Source organism: Burkholderia sp. AU18528 (assembly GCF_002223215.2).
GTDB classification, from domain to species: Bacteria; Pseudomonadota; Gammaproteobacteria; order Burkholderiales; family Burkholderiaceae; genus Burkholderia; species Burkholderia semiarida.
The window spans coordinates 1537721-1554743 of record NZ_NKFC02000006.1; the positions used below are offsets into that span (position 1 = coordinate 1537721).

The 17023-nt window shown below is 67.7% G+C and carries 19 protein-coding genes; 10 read left to right on the plus strand and 9 right to left on the minus strand.

Features of this window, described 5'->3' with window-relative positions; genetic code table 11:
* Positions 1-99: 99 nt before the first annotated feature.
* The 6 genes from CFB52_RS23845 to CFB52_RS35435 all read right to left on the minus strand — a co-directional run bounded on the left by CFB52_RS23845 (position 100) and on the right by CFB52_RS35435 (position 5200).
* Positions 100-993 carry an IclR family transcriptional regulator gene (locus CFB52_RS23845; RefSeq protein WP_099317609.1) on the minus strand — a complete coding sequence of 298 codons (894 nt, stop codon included), beginning with the start codon at positions 991-993 and terminating at the stop codon, positions 100-102.
* A 288-nt stretch (positions 994-1281) separates the two neighbouring features.
* Positions 1282-1761 (minus strand): type 6 secretion system effector deamidase TecA, encoded by a 480-nt coding sequence (gene tecA, locus CFB52_RS23850; RefSeq protein WP_099317610.1) that lies wholly within the window; start codon positions 1759-1761, stop codon positions 1282-1284.
* A 366-nt stretch (positions 1762-2127) separates the two neighbouring features.
* On the minus strand, positions 2128-2334 hold the full coding sequence (locus tag CFB52_RS23855) for a hypothetical protein (protein ID WP_059585120.1): 207 nt from the start codon (positions 2332-2334) through the stop codon (positions 2128-2130).
* Positions 2335-2638: 304 nt separating this feature from the next.
* On the minus strand, positions 2639-3238 hold the full coding sequence (locus CFB52_RS23860) for an alpha-ketoglutarate-dependent dioxygenase AlkB (protein ID WP_099317611.1): 600 nt from the start codon (positions 3236-3238) through the stop codon (positions 2639-2641).
* A 153-nt stretch (positions 3239-3391) separates the two neighbouring features.
* The gene (locus tag CFB52_RS23865; RefSeq protein ID WP_099317922.1) at positions 3392-4537 is read right to left on the minus strand and encodes a metallophosphoesterase; all 1146 of its coding nucleotides are present in this window, start codon (positions 4535-4537) and stop codon (positions 3392-3394) included.
* Positions 4538-4693: 156 nt separating this feature from the next.
* Positions 4694-5200 (minus strand): hypothetical protein, encoded by a 507-nt coding sequence (locus CFB52_RS35435; RefSeq protein ID WP_180278247.1) that lies wholly within the window; start codon positions 5198-5200, stop codon positions 4694-4696.
* A 220-nt stretch (positions 5201-5420) separates the two neighbouring features.
* On the opposite strand from CFB52_RS35435, the gene CFB52_RS23875 reads away from it, so the two are divergent.
* From CFB52_RS23875 to CFB52_RS23900, 5 genes are all read left to right on the plus strand, one after another.
* A complete protein-coding gene (locus tag CFB52_RS23875; RefSeq protein ID WP_059584872.1) occupies positions 5421-5714 on the plus strand; it encodes a hypothetical protein in 294 nt (97 codons plus the stop codon).
* Positions 5711-6760, plus strand: a complete 1050-nt coding sequence (mdtN, locus tag CFB52_RS23880) for a multidrug transporter subunit MdtN (RefSeq protein WP_099317612.1) — start codon at positions 5711-5713, stop codon at positions 6758-6760. The genes CFB52_RS23875 and mdtN overlap by 4 nt, the downstream gene beginning before the upstream one ends.
* Positions 6741-8783 (plus strand): FUSC family protein, encoded by a 2043-nt coding sequence (locus CFB52_RS23885; protein WP_099317613.1) that lies wholly within the window; start codon positions 6741-6743, stop codon positions 8781-8783. The genes mdtN and CFB52_RS23885 overlap by 20 nt, the downstream gene beginning before the upstream one ends.
* On the plus strand, positions 8770-10314 hold the full coding sequence (locus tag CFB52_RS23890) for a TolC family protein (protein ID WP_099317614.1): 1545 nt from the start codon (positions 8770-8772) through the stop codon (positions 10312-10314). The genes CFB52_RS23885 and CFB52_RS23890 overlap by 14 nt, the downstream gene beginning before the upstream one ends.
* A 302-nt stretch (positions 10315-10616) precedes the next feature.
* Positions 10617-11324, plus strand: coding sequence for an MgtC/SapB family protein (locus CFB52_RS23900; protein WP_059639689.1), 708 nt, complete (start codon positions 10617-10619; stop codon positions 11322-11324).
* A 48-nt stretch (positions 11325-11372) separates the two neighbouring features.
* Here CFB52_RS23900 and CFB52_RS23905 read toward each other — a convergent pair whose 3' ends face one another.
* Positions 11373-12092 (minus strand): autoinducer binding domain-containing protein, encoded by a 720-nt coding sequence (locus tag CFB52_RS23905; RefSeq protein WP_059584867.1) that lies wholly within the window; start codon positions 12090-12092, stop codon positions 11373-11375.
* Between the two features lie 73 nt (positions 12093-12165).
* Between CFB52_RS23905 and CFB52_RS23910 the strand changes: the two genes are divergently transcribed.
* From CFB52_RS23910 to CFB52_RS23920, 3 genes are all read left to right on the plus strand, one after another.
* Positions 12166-12609 carry a DUF4902 domain-containing protein gene (locus CFB52_RS23910; RefSeq protein WP_059584866.1) on the plus strand — a complete coding sequence of 148 codons (444 nt, stop codon included), beginning with the start codon at positions 12166-12168 and terminating at the stop codon, positions 12607-12609.
* Positions 12610-12818: 209 nt separating this feature from the next.
* Positions 12819-13427: an acyl-homoserine-lactone synthase gene (locus CFB52_RS23915; RefSeq protein WP_099317615.1), complete on the plus strand. Its 609-nt coding sequence runs from the start codon at positions 12819-12821 to the stop codon at positions 13425-13427.
* Between the two features lie 51 nt (positions 13428-13478).
* Positions 13479-14243, plus strand: a complete 765-nt coding sequence (locus CFB52_RS23920) for a hypothetical protein (RefSeq protein WP_180278248.1) — start codon at positions 13479-13481, stop codon at positions 14241-14243.
* Between the two features lie 204 nt (positions 14244-14447).
* On the opposite strand, the gene CFB52_RS23925 is transcribed toward CFB52_RS23920, so the two are convergent.
* The gene (locus CFB52_RS23925; protein WP_099317617.1) at positions 14448-14738 is read right to left on the minus strand and encodes a hypothetical protein; all 291 of its coding nucleotides are present in this window, start codon (positions 14736-14738) and stop codon (positions 14448-14450) included.
* Positions 14739-15037: 299 nt separating this feature from the next.
* Here CFB52_RS23925 and CFB52_RS23935 point away from each other — a divergent pair, with 299 nt between their 5' ends.
* On the plus strand, positions 15038-15424 hold the full coding sequence (locus tag CFB52_RS23935) for a VOC family protein (protein ID WP_099317618.1): 387 nt from the start codon (positions 15038-15040) through the stop codon (positions 15422-15424).
* Positions 15425-15704: 280 nt separating this feature from the next.
* Here CFB52_RS23935 and ribA read toward each other — a convergent pair whose 3' ends face one another.
* Positions 15705-16355, minus strand: a complete 651-nt coding sequence (gene ribA / locus CFB52_RS23940) for a GTP cyclohydrolase II (protein ID WP_059584856.1) — start codon at positions 16353-16355, stop codon at positions 15705-15707.
* A gap of 177 nt (positions 16356-16532) precedes the next feature.
* On the opposite strand from ribA, the gene CFB52_RS23945 reads away from it, so the two are divergent.
* Positions 16533-16994: a CBS domain-containing protein gene (locus CFB52_RS23945; protein ID WP_099317619.1), complete on the plus strand. Its 462-nt coding sequence runs from the start codon at positions 16533-16535 to the stop codon at positions 16992-16994.
* The last annotated feature ends 29 nt before the right edge of the window (positions 16995-17023 follow it).

Below are 17023 nucleotides of genomic sequence, written 5' to 3' on the forward strand. Positions count from 1 at the left end.
GGGCACCGGGCTTCGGCGCCCGAAAACGACAAGAGCGGCCCGCGGGCCGCTCTTGTCGTCTGCAATGCCGCGCGCGGCGGCCGGATCGATACGCGAGCGTCAGAACATCGCGACCTTGTGGCGCGCATGCGCGAACGTCGGGTCGCTTTCGAGCGGACGATAGTTCAGCCGTTGCGACAGGTCGACCGCCGCACCGCACACGGCCTCGACGAGCCGCTCCTTCTCGCCGGCCTCGCCGATCTCCGAGCGCGGCACCGTCGCGGTGATCGCCGCGACGATCGAGCCCGAATGATCGCGCACGGGTGCGGTCACGGCCGAAATGCCGCTCTCGAACGCCGCCTCGCTGACCGCATAGCCGAGCCGAGCGTAATGACGCACGCGGTCGTACAGTTCGTCGACGGTGCCGGGCGTGCGCTCGGTGAACTGTTCGAGTTTCTTCTCCGGATAGAGCTGCCGCATCGCATCGCGCGTCAGGTCCCCCATCAGCACGTGGCCGTGCACGGTTGCATGCGCGGGCAGGCGCGTGCCGACGTGCACCTTCACCGAACCGAACATCGACGCATTGCTCTGCGCCTTCGCGACGAACACCACGTCGCGCTGGTCGCGGATCAGCAGGTGCGTCGACAGGCCGGTCGAATCGCGCAGCCGTTCGAGCACGGGCGTGCCGAGATCGGTCAGTTCGAGCGAATTCAGGTATTCGAAGCCGAGCCGCAGCACGCCGACGCCGAGCCGGAAATAGCGATCGCCGTTCACGCGTTCGAGAAAACCAAGCGCCTCGAGCGTCTGCAGCAGGCGGAACGTCGTGGTGCGCGGAATGCCGATGCGCTTCGACAGTTCCGGCGCACCGAGCACGGGTTCGCGCGCGGAGAATTCGGCGAGGATCCGCAACCCGCGTTCGAGCCCCGGCACCAGATAGGACGAAGCGCCGCCCGACGATTCTTCGTCGCCGGGCGCCGCCGGATCGGGTGCGCCGCTCATCGTTGTCTTGACCATGTGGACATGGACGGAAGGAAATCGGTCACGAAACAGGTCATCGATCGTCGTGGATATTCAGTCATGCTACCTCAGTGCGCGCGTGGGCCCGCACCGGCGCGCGGCGCCGCGACGCAGCATGCGCGTCCACGCCACCATGACGCGTCATTCAAGGTCGAGAGGATAGCAGCGTTGGACCGCCCGACGCCATGCAGAAATCGCCGGACGCCAGCGCGCTGACCGCACGGCGCCCGCCCACGGCAGGCGGCCGGACGACGGCCAGCAGCACGGAACTTGACGTCGGACCGCCTACAGGCGCGACAGATAAACACGAATGGTCGTGCGGTCGTACGCAAAACCGCCGGCCGGATCCGGCTGCAGCACGCGTGCCAGATCGACCGGATGCAGCCAGCCGGCGCCCAGCAGGCCGCCGTTGATCCCGCGGATCCGGGTGCCGCCGACGGCAATCGCCGCGTGAAAGACATTCGCGCCGCGAGCGAAGCCGACCGCGGTGCCCGCCGGAATGCTCGCGCGCCCGTCCCATTGAGTGCCGGTCTCGAAGTTGAAGCGCGTCCTCCACGACTGGCCGATCGTGTCGAGCAGCGCCGCGGGCGTGATCATCGCGTCCGCGCGCAGCAGATACCGCACGTAGGCCGCGGCGTCGTAGCAGACGCCGCCGGACATGTACTCGTCGATGTTCGCCATCCCGAACATCAGCGCCTGCGCGTGTTTTTGCCGTTCGGCGATGCCGGATTGGGCGACATGCCCGCCTAACCGGGTCAGTTGCACGGATAGCTCCTTTCAGGAAAGCGGGACGTCATTGTCTCGCCGATGCAATAACCTCATATCTTATTACGATATGAATCGGCGTTTTCCACGCTCCCTTGTGCGATACGTGGTTCGCACCTGCTCGGGAGGTCATGAGCCTGCGTGCAGACTTTCGCTACGCGGGTCGCATCGTCGACGCGATGCCCGCGCATCGAAGGCGGCATAGGCATGCCTGTGTCGAACGGCACGGACCATTTGGCACAGCGAACGCCGGCAGACGGTCGCATTTCGCGCCTGGAGAAAAAAACGGAAGCAGTCGGAAAAGCGCCGTCCGGCAACGGACGGCACAGAGGAAGGCGATCCCCGCGCCGGATCGCCGCGACGACGTCAGGCCGTCACGGCGGCGTCATATTCGGCGCGGGCAAGCTGGCCAGCGGCGTATGCCTCGGCTTCGCCGCGAAAGCCTTCGCGGCTGAACGCCACGACTTTCACGCCAACGCCGGTCGCCCGCTTCACCGTCAGCGCCCATTGCCATCCGCCGTCTTGCTCGAAGACGTGCAGCGAGGGTTCGAAGGAAGGGTCGAATACGGTCACGCGTTGTGCTCCTGCCCCGTTGCGCGCTGCATCGGCAACGCACGGAGGCATGTCGAAAAGGGGGCGCGCCGGTGTGCCGACGCGCTTCTGCCATTCCACAGTCTAATCAGCGATTGTTGCGACGCACCATCAGAGGTTTCACTCATCTATCGGAACCGCCCGTTCGATCGAATCTGACTCAAAGCCTTGCGGGACGGGGCAGAGCGACACGTCGGCCGGCCCGACATCGCGTTCGTGCGGCAACGTGCCGCACGCGCGACGGCTTGCGTTGGCCTTTCGGCGAATCGCGGAAACGGGGTGCGACCTACTCGGCCGCCATCGACACGCGCCGGAAGGTCAGGTTGACGCGTTCGCCCTGCACGCTGGGCGCCTTCGGCACGCGGTGCTGCCATTCGGCCTGCGTGCGTCCGCGCATCACGAGCAGGCTGCCATGCACGAGGCGGTATGCATGCGTGACGCTGGTCGCGCGATGGCGAAGATCGAACACCCGCATCGCGCCGAGGCTCACCGACGCGATCACCGGCGCATCGCCGAGTTCGGGTTCGTTGTCCGCATGCCAGCCGAGGCTGTCCAGCCCGTTGCGATAGCGATTGAGCAGCACGCTGTTGAAACGCACGCCGCACGTCGCCTCGACCGCAAGCTTGAGGCCGAGCACGGCCGGCGTCCATGGCTCCGGCACGTTGCGGATTCCCGAGTACACGTACACGGCATCCGGTTCGCCCTGCCACGCGGTGAGCCTCGGCAACGGAATGCGTCCGCGCGGCGTACGGATCGTGTCCTGCCGCCACGCGACCTCGTCGATCAGCGCGGCCAGCGCGCGATCGGCGTCGGGCGGCGCCAGCCAGTCCGGGTACCAGTCCACGTCGGGCACGGGCGTATCAGCGAAGAGATCGGGCGTCGACATGTCGGCAGGACCGGGCAAGGAACGGAGCGAACGCATGTCTGCATACTAGCCAACGGCGCCGCACGCCGCCATGCGCTGTCATTCCCGACAAAAGGAAACCGCGGGGCGCGCGATGCGCGTTCGCGTCGCGTAACGGCCGTCCTCGGCCACCGGCTATCCGCGTGTCAGCCGAATCAGCGTGATCTCGGACGGCACGCCGAAGCGGTTCGGCGGCCCCCAGTACCCAGTGCCGCGGCTCGTATACAGCCACATGTCGCCGATGCGGTTCAGCCCGCCGATCACCGGCTGCTGCAGACGCACGAACGGCGGCCACGGCAGCAACTGGCCGCCATGCGTGTGCCCCGACAACTGCACGGTAAAGCCCGCGCGGTTCGCCGCTTCCGCGCTGCGCGGCTGGTGCGCGAGCAGGATCTTCGTGCCGACGTCGGGCGGCGCACCGGCCAACGCCCGCTCGGGATCGCTGCGATGGGCGGGATCGAAGCCGCCGGCCGTGAAGTCGGTCACGCCCGCGAGCACCGCCCGCGCGCCGCCGCGCTCGATCAGCACGTGCTCGTTCAGCAGCACGGTCAGCCCGATACGACGAAATTCGTCGATCCACGCATGCGCACCCGCGTAGTACTCGTGGTTGCCCGTCACGAGGAAGGTGCCGTGCCGCGAGCGCATTTGACCGAGCGGCGCCGTATGTTCGCGCAGGCGCTTGACCGAACCGTCCACCACGTCGCCCGTCACGACCACCACGTCGGCGTCGAGCGCATTGACCGCGCGCACGATCCGTTCGATGTAGGGCCGCTTGATCGTCGGGCCGACGTGGATGTCGGACAGTTGCACGATCGTCAGCCCGTCGAGCGCGGCCGGCAGGCCGGCGACCGGAATCGACACGCGCTTGACCGCCGCCGTGCGGCGCGCGCCGACGAACCCGATCGCCGTCACGAGCACCGCGGCCGCCAGCACGCCGAGCGCCGTGTCGGGCGCCGCGCCGCTCCATGCGCCGTCATGCCCGAGATGTCGCCACGCGAGCACGCCGAGCAGCACGATGTCGCGCAGGAACGTCAGCACCAGCAGCGACGAGAAGAAGCCCATCGCGAGCGCGCCCGCCCAGCCGACCAGCGTCGCCGCCCACCCTTCGTCGAAGCGGCGCGAGAACATCCCGACCGGAATCAAGACGACGAAACTCGCCAGCACGAGCGCCGCGATCGTGCGCGCGAGCGGCGACACGAACGCATCGGGAATGATCCGCATCCCGACGTACAGATGGAACAGCACGCCGATCGCAATGAACCGGACAAAGAAACTTCGCATGGAACGCTCACCTTCGTTGCACGACCGCTTCCGCGACGCGCGCCGCATCGGGCCGTGATGCCCTGTGCCGCGCGTCGCACCCTACGCACGATGGTACACAGATCCCGGCCGCGACGACGGGTCGCGGCCGGCGGTGCGGCGCCGCTGTCTCGTCGATCATCCGCACGTGACGATCGACATGCAGGAACGGGTGAGCCCCGACATCGTGCGCGCTGCGCAGGCAGGCTTGATCGACGTCGGCATCGTCGCCGGCGACGTGCTGCGCAGGCGCATCCGGGACAGCAACTTCGAGACGGCCTGCCGGATGATCGAAGCAAATGTCGCGTGCTGCCCGAAGGCACCGCACGCCGTCATGCGAAGACGATGGGGCCGCGTCTCGTCGCGCTCGAAGACGACTGGGCCGAGCGCCGGTTGCAGATCTGCGTCTCCGATCTCGATGCGCCTCCGCGTTTCGCGCGCGATTTCGCCGACCTGCTCGTCGAGGACGCACGAGTCCAGCCGGACTAATTCGCATGCGTTCGAGCGGCAATCGGCGGTTTGCGCGCCAATTGCCGCTGCGTCGACATGGCAAACCCCGCTGCACGATTTCGTCTGACGATCCTTGACAGTCCATTCGCAACCCTGCGCGAGCGGGTGCTGGCAGAATTGCGGCGGTCCGATCATCGCTGCCGACACGCACTGCCGGACCGTCCGGCATGACCGATGGCGCGGCCACGGTCAACCTCGCCCCTGCCGTGAACGCGCGCCGGATCGCTGGCGATCCGCATTACGCTGATTTATGATCGGCCCCGTATCCTGAAATCGTCGTCGCGGCCCGGCCGGTTGCGACGATCCGCATTGCGCCGCGCCCGGCATCCACCCCCAACGTCGAGCTCGTCACACCATGAGAACAACAACGCCGCGCGCGCCGCTGCGTATCGCCGCCGTCCTCGCGCCCGCCCTGCCGCTCGCGGGCTGTGCATCGCGCGGCGCGCCGTCCTACGTGCTGTTCGGCGCGTACTTCCCGTTGTGGCTCGTCAGCGCGATCGTCGGCATCGTCGGCGCGATCGTCGCGCACCGCGTATTCGTCGCGACCGGCTGGGCCGCGACGGTGCCCTACCAACTCGCCGTCTGCACCGCGATCGGGCTCGTGGTCGCCGTGCTCGTCTGGCTCACCGGCACGGGACCGTTCGCATGAAGGCCGCCGGCATCGCCCGCCCCTCCGTCAAAGGCCGCGTCATCGCGCTCGCGATCGTCGCGCTCGGCATCGCGGCGCTCGCGTACGCGTACCACCGCACGACGGCCTACCCGTCCACCGACGACGCGTCGATCGACGCGGACGTCGTGCACGTCGCGTCGCCGGTCGGCGGCCGCATCGTGCAGCTCGCGGTGCATGAAAACCAGCGCGTCGCGAAAGGCGACCTGCTGTACGTGATCGATCCCGTCCCGTACCGGCTGACCGTCGCGCAGGCGCAGGCCGATCTCGAACTCGCGCGCGCGTCGCTCGACACACGCCGCCGTTCGCTGATCGGCGAGCGTTCGAACGCGTCCGTCGCCGCCGAGCAGGTCAAGCGCGCGACGCAGAACTACGATCTCGCGACGCGCGACGTGAACCGGCTCGCGCCGCTCGCCGCGCAGGGCTACGTCAGCGTGCAGCAGTTCGACCAGGCGAAGGTGCGCCAGCGCGACGCGTCCGTCTCGCTCGCACAGGCGCGGGAACAGCAGCGCGCGTCCGCGCAGACGATCGGCGACGACGCCGACGCGATCGCGACGCTGCACGCGCGCGAAGCGGCGCTGGCCCGCGCGCAGCATGCGCTCGACGATACGGTCGTGCGCGCGCCGCACGACGGGCTCGTGACGGGCCTGAGCGTGCTCCCCGGCGAAACGCTTGCGCCGAACCAGTCGATCTTCACGCTGATCGACGCGAGCGAATGGTTCGCGGTCGGCAATTTCCGCGAAACGTCGCTCAATCGCATCGCGGTGGGCGACTGCGCGACCGTCTATTCGATGATCGACCGCGACCGCCCGATGACGGGCAAGGTCGTCGGCATCGGCGCGGGCATCGCGGACAGCGACCGCATCAACCTGCCGCGCTCGCTGCCGATCGTGCAGCGCTCGGTGAACTGGGTGCACGTCGCGCAGCGCTTCCCCGTGCGCGTGAAGCTCGACGAACCCGACGGCAAGCTCGTACGTGTCGGCGCGAGCGCGATCGTCGAGGTCCGGCATGGCTCAGCCTGCCGCTGACGTCCGCTCGCCGGGCCCGCGCGAAGTCCTGCGGCTGCTCGCGCCGTTTCCGGGGCGCGCGGCCATGGCCGTGCGCGTCGCGCTGATCTGTGCGCTCGTCGTGCTCGTGACGAGCGGATACGGCACGCCCGAAGCCGCGATTTCCGCGTATGTCGTGTTCTTCCTGAACCGCGCCGATCGCGTGACGAGCGCCGTGCTCGCGGTCGCGATGCTGCTGCTCGTCACGCTCGTGATCGCGCTCGTGATCGGCGTCGCGATCTTCAGCATCGAGTATTCGGTGCTGCGCGTCGCGTGCATGGCCGTGCTGTCGGTCGGCCTGCTCTACCTGACGTCCGCCAGCAAGCTGCGCCCGGTCGGCGCGATTCTCGCGATGATCGTCGGCTTCGGGCTCGACGAGCTGGGCCTGGCGCCGGTCGGCGAAGCCGCGACGCGCGCGCTGCTCTATGCGTGGCTGATGGTCGCGATCCCCGTCGGCGTCGCGATCGTCGTCAACCTGCTGATCGCGCCGTCGCCGCGCAAGCTCGCGCACGCGCAGCTCGCGAAACGGCTGCGGCTCGCCGCGCGGCGGCTGCGCGGCGACGGCGGCGCGCGCGACGCGTTCGATGCCAGCCTGCGCGAAGGCGACAAGCAACTGCTCACGTGGCTGAAGCTGTCGAAGTTCGAAGGTTCGTCGTCCGGTGCCGATGTCGTCGCGTTGCGGCAGGCCGTCGCGTCGAGCACCGCGCTGCTCGTCGCGGTCGCGCTTGCGGATCGCGAACCGGCGGCGCGGCTGCCCGACGCATTCGCCACGCCGATTGCGGCGACGCTCGACGAGATGGCCGCGATCCTCGAACAGGGCGGCTATCCGGTCGACGTGACGCTCGCGCTGCCGGCGCCCGATGCGCTGCCGCCGCTCGCACGCGTCGTCGCGGCGGACCTGCACATCGCGCTCACGCAGTTCGCGCAGCCGCCCGCAACCGACGCACCGGCGGTATCGGCCTCATCAACCGATACCGCCGCCGACAAACCGGCGGAACCCGCCGCACCACCCGCCCCGCGCGGCGGCTTCTTCCTGCCCGACGCGCGCACCAATCCCGACCACGTCCGCTATGCGCTGAAAACGACGGCAGCGGCAATGTTCTGCTACCTGCTGTACTCGCAACTCGACTGGTCGGGCATCCATACCTGCTTCATCACCTGCTACATGGTGTCGCTCGGCTCGACCGCGGAAACGGTCGAGAAGCTCACGCTGCGCATCGCCGGCTGCATCGTCGGCGCGCTGATCGGCACCGCCGCGCTCGTGTTCGTCGTCCCGTCGCTGTCGTCGATCGGCGAACTGATGGCGCTCGTCTTCGCTGGCGCGTGGCTGTCCGCGTGGGTCGCATTCGGCTCGCCGCGCATCGCGTACGCGGGTTTCCAGGTCGCGTTCGCGTTCTTCCTGTGCGTGATCCAGGGCGCCGGCCCCGGCTTCGACCTGACGCTCGCGCGCGATCGCACGATCGGCATCCTGCTCGGCAACGTCGTCGTGTATCTCGTGTTCACGCGCATCTGGCCCGTCAGCATCGGCAAGCAGATCGACTCCGCGTTCGCCGCGCTGCTCGACCAGTGGCGACGCATCGCGCAGATCGCCCAGCCGGCCGAACGGCGCGCGCTGGCCGCCGAAGCGTTCGCCCGGCACGGCGCGATCTCGCAGGAGCTCGGCCTGATCCATTACGAGCCGTCGTGGGTGCGGCCGGCCGCGGCGTGGCTCGCCACCCGGCGACGCGCGCTCGCGGAACTCGGTGCGCTCGAAGGCCCGCTGTTCCTGCTCGCCGAACGCAAACCCGGCGACGCGGCGATCGGCGAGCAACTCGCGCGCGTGACCGCGCCGGGCGATGACGAAACCGCGCCCCGCGCGAATGCCCCGGCGGCGCCATCGAGCACAGCCCATACCGACCCCGCGCGCGACGCGCTGCTGAACCTGATCGACACGCGGCTCGCGCACATCGCCGACGCCGCCCGTCAAGCCACACCGAAGGAGCCTGCCCCTCATGCGCGTACCTGAACCGCCGGCCGCCCCGATCGCCGCCGCCGCGCTCGCGACCGCCGTCGCGCTGGCCGGCTGCGCGACGTCGTCGATCGATCTGGCGCCGGAGGCGTCCGACCGCCCGTGGCAGCCGCAAACGTCGGCCGCGGGCGACATCGTGGCGGCGCCGCCACACGCCGCCGTGCAAGGTGCGCACGACTACATGCTGCCCGCGTCGCCGGCGCTCGCGTCGGTGCCGCCGCCGGCCGCGCTCGATGCCGCGCATGCGTACACGCTGCCGGAACTGATCGATCTCGCCGAATCGGCCAATCCGCTGACCCGCATCGCATGGAACGACGCGCGCAACGCGGCGCTCGCGGTGGGCCTCGCCAAGTCCGCCTATCTCCCGCGCCTGTCGGCGACGGCGATGGGCGCATATCAGGCGAACCACGGCTCGACGTCGACGATCCTAGGCGATTCGTCGAGCAACACCAGCGTGCACGGAACGATTTCGGCGCTGTCGCTGCAATGGCTGCTGTTCGATTTCGGCGGCCGCGCGGCACGTGTCGAAGCGGCCGAACAGGCGTCGATCGCATCGAACGTCGCGTTCACGGCCGTGCACCAGCAGGTGATCCACGACGTGACGGTCTCGTACTACCGCTACGAAGCCGCTCGCTCGCGGGCCCTGAGCGCGCAACAGGGCCTCGCGAACGCGGATGCGATTCTCGCGGCGTCCCGTGCACGGCTCAAGCACGGCGTCGGCACGGTCGTGGAGCTCGCGCAGGCGACGCAGAACCGCGCGCAGGCGAACCTCGCGCTCGTGCAGGCCAACGGCGCCGAGAGCGACGGTTACCTCGCGCTCGTCTCCGCGCTCGGCATCTCGCCGCTGTCGAAGCCGACGATCGCCGCGTTGCCGCAGCGGCCGCTGCCGCCTGCGCTCGGTTCGTCCGTCGACGCGATCGTGTCGGACGCGATCGCGCGCCGCCCCGACCTGCAGGGTGCGTTCGCGCTCGAAAAGGCCAATCGCGCGAAGATCAAGGCGGCGCAAGCCGCGTTCATGCCGAAGATCTTCCTGTCCGCGTCGACGTCGTATGCGAGCGGCGGCACGTCCATCTCCGCGCTGCCCGCGATCGGCGACCAGGCGCCCACCGTCAACCTGAACGGCAGCCGCTACGGCGGCGGCGTGTTCCTCGGCGTGACGATCCCGCTGTACGACGGCGGCCTGCGCTCGGCCGTGCTGATGCAGGCGCGCAACGACGCGGAAAGCGCATCCGCGCGCCTCACGCGGACCAAGGAGGAAGCGGTGCGCCAGATCGTCGCCGCGCAGAACGCGGTGCAGACGAGCCTCGCGTCGCACGACGCCGCGAAGGCGCTCGTCGATGCCGCGCAAACGAGCTACGATGCGGCGCTGACCGCGTACCGGAACGGCGTCGGCTCGGTCACCGACGCGACGATCGCGCAAAGCCAGTTGCTCGCCGCGCGCAACGCGGAAGTCGACAGCTATGCCGGCGCCTTGTCGGCCGCCGCCGCGCTCGCGCTCGCGACGGGCACGATCGGCTCGGCGCAGTAGCACCGCCCAGGCGGTTGACGCGGCCGCGCGCCGCCTACTAGAATGCCGCCCATTCTTCCTTCAGGAACCATCGTGGACAGTTGCAGCACTCCGTTGCGTGCGCCGCTTGCCGCCTGAACGCCTGTCCGCCGCAGTTCTCCTGCCCCGGCTCGCGTTCCGCGAGCCGCACGCCATCCGTTTCACATTTGAATGACGCATTCGCGCGGTACAGTACCGCGCGATGACGGCTGACGCCGCGTCGCCTTCGGCCTTGCGCCGCGGCGACGCGAGCCGGCACGCGCTTCTTGCACGGCAGGACAACCATGACTTTCGATTTCGCACTCCGTCTTTTCACCGCGTTCGCCTGCGGCGTCGCCATCGGCCTCGAGCGCCAGATGCGCCAGCGCACGGCCGGCCTGCGCACCATCACGCTCGTCGCGAGCGGCGCATGCCTGTTCGTCACGCTGGGCGTGCTGACCGGCAACGGCGTGGCGGGCGTCACGCAGATCGCCGCCTACGTCGTGTCCGGCGTCGGCTTTCTCGGCGGCGGCGTGATCATGCGCGACAAGGGCTCGATCCAGGGCATCAACACGGCCGCGACGCTGTGGTGCTCGGCCGCCGTCGGCGTGCTGGCCGGCTCCGGCCACTACGTGCCCGCGCTTGCCGGCACGGGCGTCGTGCTGCTCACCAATACGGTGTTGCGCGGCGTCAGCCAGGCGATCAACGCGACGCCCGTCTCGAACGCCGACCTCGTGCGCGAATACCAGATTACCGTGATCTGCCTCGCTGCCGACGAAGTCCACATCCGCACGCTGCTGTCGAACGCGATGTATGCGAAGCCGCTGTCGTTCCAGAGCCTCACGAGCGAAGACGTGCCCGACCAGCCGGACCGGCTGAAGGTCACCGCGACGCTGAAGCTGCATCCGAAGGATCAGCAGAAACTCGAGCAGATCGCGAGCCGGATGAGCATGGAGAAAAGCATTTCCAGCGTGAGCTGGACGGCGAAGGAAGTGGAACCGATGATGGAGTGAGCCGCGTGGCGGCAGCCGCCTCCGGCGGCGCCGTCGCGCAACGTCACGTCACGGTGCTTCGATGAGCCCGGCCGAGATCGCCTTGACGACCGCCTGGACCTTGTTGGTCGCGCCGAGCTTCTCGAGGATGTTGTTCACGTGGAAGTTCACAGTCCGCTCCGAGATGCTGAGGATCTGGCCGATTTCGCACGCGGTCTTGCCCTCGGCCGTCCAGCACAGCACCTCGCGCTCGCGCGCGGTCAGCGTGACGCCCGCCGCGGGCGACAGCTTCGGCACCATGAAGCGGCTCATCAGCGAATGCGACAGGTTCGCGAGCCAGTTGGTCTGCAGCGTCAGCATGTTGATCTCGGCCGGCGTCAGCCGGTCGGCATGACGGGCGATGCTCAGCAGACCGAACGCACCGCGCGCCGCCCAGCTCGACTGCGCGACGCCCACCGACAGCCCGAAATCGCGCGCGTCCTGCCACAGCGGGCACGGGTCGATGTTGTCGACGTCCGGCCAGACGATCATGTTGGTGCTGAGTGCGCCGTCGCGAACCGTCGAATCGATCTCGATATAGTTCCGCGCCTGGTAGTGCGCCATCCAGCCGTCCGGATAGGTATTGAAGATGGCGACCGCCGGCTTCGAAACGGGCAGCGGTACGCGAATGCCGTAACAGCAGTATTCGAACCCCAACCGCTTGGAATAGGCAGCAATCCGCTGGAAGAGCTGCTGCTCGTCTTCCGCGGCGCTGAATTGTTGGTAGGCATCCTGCCAGCGCAGTTCCATTCTTTCTCCGACAACGTCACGCTGTCATACTTGTCAGGTTCCAGCACCCTTTCGAGGCTGATACATTCCGCGCATGACTTCACCCTTGCTGCACCCTGTCGCCGGCCCGTCCCCGGACGGCTACGTACGCCTGTCAGAAAGCGCACTGGCCGCCCTCGTGCTCGACCATGTCGAGAGCGGCCTCGACCCGTCGCTGCTGGCCGAACTGCGCGACAACGCGATCGACGCGCGCCTCGCCGGCTATACCGAATGGCATCGCGCGGCCGGTGCCGGCGTCGCGTACGTGACGGTCGGCTGGGACTGGTATCTCGAACGCGCGACGGGCACGTTCATGATCGCGGGCGGCGATGTCCGCAGCAACGTGATGGCCATCGACGCCAAGGGTGCCGACATCGGCATGTTCCGCACGGCCGCCGCGCTCGCCGCAAGGCTCGCCGCCATCGACTGGCCCGCCGCGGTCGCGTCGGCCCTCCTCGGGCACAACGACGCCTATCATGCCGGTCCGACGCTCCAGTGACAACTGGCTGCGCATTCCTCTGACGATATTGCAAGACTGGCGCTCTTTATAAGCAAAAGCGGCCCGGTTTTCAATCCCGTCGATCAAGAAACCGTTGCCACGTCCCCAATGGCGTCCATCGACGCCACCCTGTAAGAGTTACCAGTTACAGGCTCCTCGTGCCGCGCGCTGTAATGCACGCATACAAAAGCACAGATCCGAGGACATCCATGCAGACCTTCGTTCACGAGGAAGGGCGGTTGCCACACGAACTCGCGGCGGATCTAGGGCGCTATCGGCGCCGTGTGTTCGTCGAACAGCTCGGCTGGGCGCTCCCGTCGGCGAACGAAAGTTTCGAGCGCGACCAGTTCGATCGCGACGATACCGTCTACGTGTTCGCGCGAAACGCCGCCGGCGACATGTGCGGATGCGCGCGCCTGCTGCCGACGACGCGCCCGTACCTGCTGAAGTCGCTGTTCGCCGACCTGGTCGCCGAGGACATGCCGCTGCCGCAGTCGGCCGCCGTCTGGGAACTGTCCCGATTCGCGGCGACCGACGACGAAGGCGGGCCCGGCAACGCCGAATGGGCCGTACGCCCGATGCTCGCGGCCGTCGTCGAGTGTGCGGCGCAGCTCGGCGCGCGACAGTTGATCGGCGTGACGTTCGCAAGCATGGAGCGGCTGTTCCGCCGGATCGGCATCCACGCGCACCGCGCAGGCCCGCCGAAGCAGGTGGACGGGCGTCTGGTGGTCGCGTGCTGGATCGACATCGATCCGCAAACGTTTGCCGCACTGGGAATCGAGCCCGGGCAGATCGCCCGGCAAGCTATCGCCGCCTGAGCCGGAACGCGCGTTTCCGTCCAGGCGGCATCGTAACGAAGGAGAACCAACGTGGACCAGTCTCAGGTCTTTCGCGCGATGATGCCCGGGTTGACGGGCGCCGGCGGCGCCCGCATCACGGTCGCCTATCCGTCGTTTCCGAGGCCGTTGCCGCTCGTGCGGCTCGACCGCCGCGGGCTCGTGTTTCGCGCCGCCGGCGCCGCGCCGCTCGTGTGCGGGCTGCCGCGCCCGGCAACCCTGCTGGTCGCGGACGAGCCGCTGTGCTCGCTGCGCCTCGTGATCCGCGACATCGCCGCGACCGGCGACGGCCGGCACGACCTGACGATGCAGCCGTCCGGCGCCGCCGGCGACGAACTGCTGTGGCACGCATTGCGCGATCGGGCGCCGTACCGGCGGATCCGGCACCCGCTCGCGCCGGTCGATCGGCCGGTCGCCGTCGACGGCGAACCGCATGCGGCGGCCGGCGAAATCGCGTCACGCCCGTCGCGCAGCGCGGCTTTTCGCCTGCCCTGCCACAGCGACGCGCTGTTCTTCGCCGACTGGCTCGAATATCACTTCGACGAACTTCGCGCGCTGTCGCAACAGCACGGGCCGCAACTGCAGCTCAATCAGCTCGAACGACAGGTTGGCGAGGACGAGGTTGGCGTGCGCTTCGTCTACGACATCGATGGGCATGCGACGCGGAACGCACTGACTGACTGTGCGCGCGAGGCGTGTGCATGGATCGAGACGGAGATGCGCAGCAAATATGCGCTGCCCGTCGCGCAACACCGGTTCGGCGCGTTTGCGGCGCATGCACGAGCCGGCGGCGTGTGAATGAAGCCGTGCCGCGCGCCGCCGCCGGGCGGGCTACGCGGCGGCAAGTTGTGCGGATACAACAAGGGCTTGCAAACGTTCGGGTTTTCCCTTAAATTTACGTCTGTCTCCTCCATGTCTCCAAACATGGATTCAGCCCGCTCAAGCAGCGGGCTTTTTTATTGCCCGAACGGTTTGTAGGGCCGCATCCCTTCCCCCGTCCGGCTAGCCCGCTGGACGCACGCTGGCGGGGCGTAGCCAGTAGTGATGCACCGCAAATATCAGCGCGACCATCACGACCAGTATCAGCAGCACGTACAACCAGCCCTTTCTGGTCGACGGCAGGTCCGTCACGGCGCCGACGTCGCCCGTCAGCGCCGCCAATGCGACCATCGCCAGGCCGGCCAGTACGAACGTCCCTTTTGCCACCCATCCGAAGGCAACCTCTAGTCCGGCCGCCCATCGCGACTGGCGATAAGGTCCGGCAACCGGCCGGCGAAGATCGGGCTTACCCATTCGTCACGTCCGGTCTGGTATACGCATATCCGCACGTCGTGCGGCAGGCGCAGCCGAACGCATGCCTTCGAAGGTCTTGCTGACGAGTGGCCACTGCAATGCGGTGTGCACACACTGGATCGAGAAGCGTCATGTTTTTTCTTGCGCGAAACGTGGCTCAACAATTCAATCCGTTTGGCCGCGTCGAATCGATATCGTTCGATACGGCAAGTATCGCCCGAAGCGCCGTTCGCTCGCCTCGCGCAATCGCGATCGGCCGCTTATCATCGAGCGGCCCGCCACTTCCCGCCGAGGCCATCTTGCACGCCCATCTGCGCATTGCCCGCCCGGTCAGCAACCTCGCCCGCACCGAGCGCATGTATCGCGACGCCCTCGATCTGTCGGTACTGGCGCGCTTCGAGGATCACGACGGCTTTTCCGGCGTGATGCTCGGACGCGAAGGCCTCGACTACCATTTCGAGTTCACGCACTGCCCCGATCATCCGATCGCGCCGTCGCCGACGCCCGAGGACCTGATCGTGTTCTACCTGCCCGATCGTCCGGAATGGGAAGCCGCCTGCGAGCGCGCGACCGAACACGGCTTCATGCCGGTGACGTCGTTCAATCCATACTGGGAAATATCAGGCCAAACCTTCGAGGATGCCGACGGCTACCGGATCGTGTTGCAGAACGGCACGTGGCGTTGACGGGCTGACGCGCGTAAGCCGTTACACGCCGACGTGGCCGTCGTCGCGGTCGCGCCTCCGCGTCGGCCGGTTGCGAGCGACGCAGCGTCAGGCATTCGGTTTCGATTCGGCGGCGTGATCATGACGGGAGTACGGAGCGGACGGACGCCGCGCACAACGTAGCCGACGTCACATGCCCGGTACTGGAACGCATGAGGGAAGAGATCGCGATCGTCGCGTGTACCGGCAACGATCGGAAGAACAGATGACGAGAAACGGGGCGCTGGCGCGCCTCGCCCGGTTACTCGTTTTCCTCGAAGTAATGCCCGAACTTCGTTTGCTTGGTGCGGATATAACGTTCGTTTTCCTCGCGCACGGGCACCGCGAGCGCCACGCGCTCGCAGACGGGAATACCGTGCTTCACGAGCGTGTCGAACTTCTTCGGGTTGTTGCTCATCAGCCGCACCGACGTCACGCCGAGGATGCGCAGGATCGCGGCGGCCGAGTCGTATTCGCGGGCGTCGTCGGGGAGACCGAGATCGAGGTTCGCCTCGACGGTATCGCGCCCCTGCTCCTGCAGCGCGTACGCGCGGATCTTGTTGCTCAGGCCGATGCCGCGGCCTTCATGACCGCGCAGATATAGCAGCACGCCGCGGTTTTCGGCGGCGATGTAGCGCAACGCGAGATCGAGTTGCTCGCCGCAATCGCAGCGGTACGAGCCGAACACGTCACCGGTCAGGCATTCGGAATGCAGACGGGTCAGCACGGACTGCTCGCCGGTCACGTCGCCCATCACGAGCGCGAGATGTTCGGCATCGCTGCCCGATACGCGAAACGCGTATGACGTGAACGTACCGTAGCGCGTAGGCAGCGACGCGGTGGCGACGAGCGTCACGCACTCGTCGGCCTGGCCATTGCCCGGCGAGGGCGATTGGGGACGCGAAGACATCATGAATTCAATCGAAACGTTCAGGAATGTAGGAGTTGTGTGGATGGTGCGTGACGGGAGTTTACCGCTAATCTGGAAACGTCACGCGACTGCCGCCGCCCGCCCGGCTATACTGGGCTCACCGGGTGACGCGCATCACGTCCCGCCTGCCCTGCATCGACCTGCATACGGAGAAAGCGAATGAGCACGACTGTCGCGCAGATTCTCAAGGCCAAGCCGGATTCGGGCCGTACCATCTACACCGTCACGAAGACCGATCTCGTCTACGACGCCATCAAGCTGATGGCCGAAAAGGGTATCGGTGCACTGCTGGTCGTGGACGGCGACGACATCGCGGGCATCGTCACCGAGCGCGACTACGCGCGCAAGATCGTCCTGCAGGACCGCTCGTCGAAAGCCACTCGCGTCGAGGAAATCATGACGTCGAAGGTGCGCTACGTCGAACCGTCACAATCCACGGACGAGTGCATGGCGCTGATGACCGAGCACCGGATGCGCCACCTGCCCGTGCTCGACGGCGGCAAGCTGGTCGGCCTCATCTCGATCGGTGACCTCGTGAAGAGCGTGATTGCCGATCAGCAGTTCACGATCAGCCAACTCGAACACTATATCCACGGCACGCCTACCGTCACGTCGGCCTGATTCGGGTCAGCAAAAAAGGCCCAAACGCG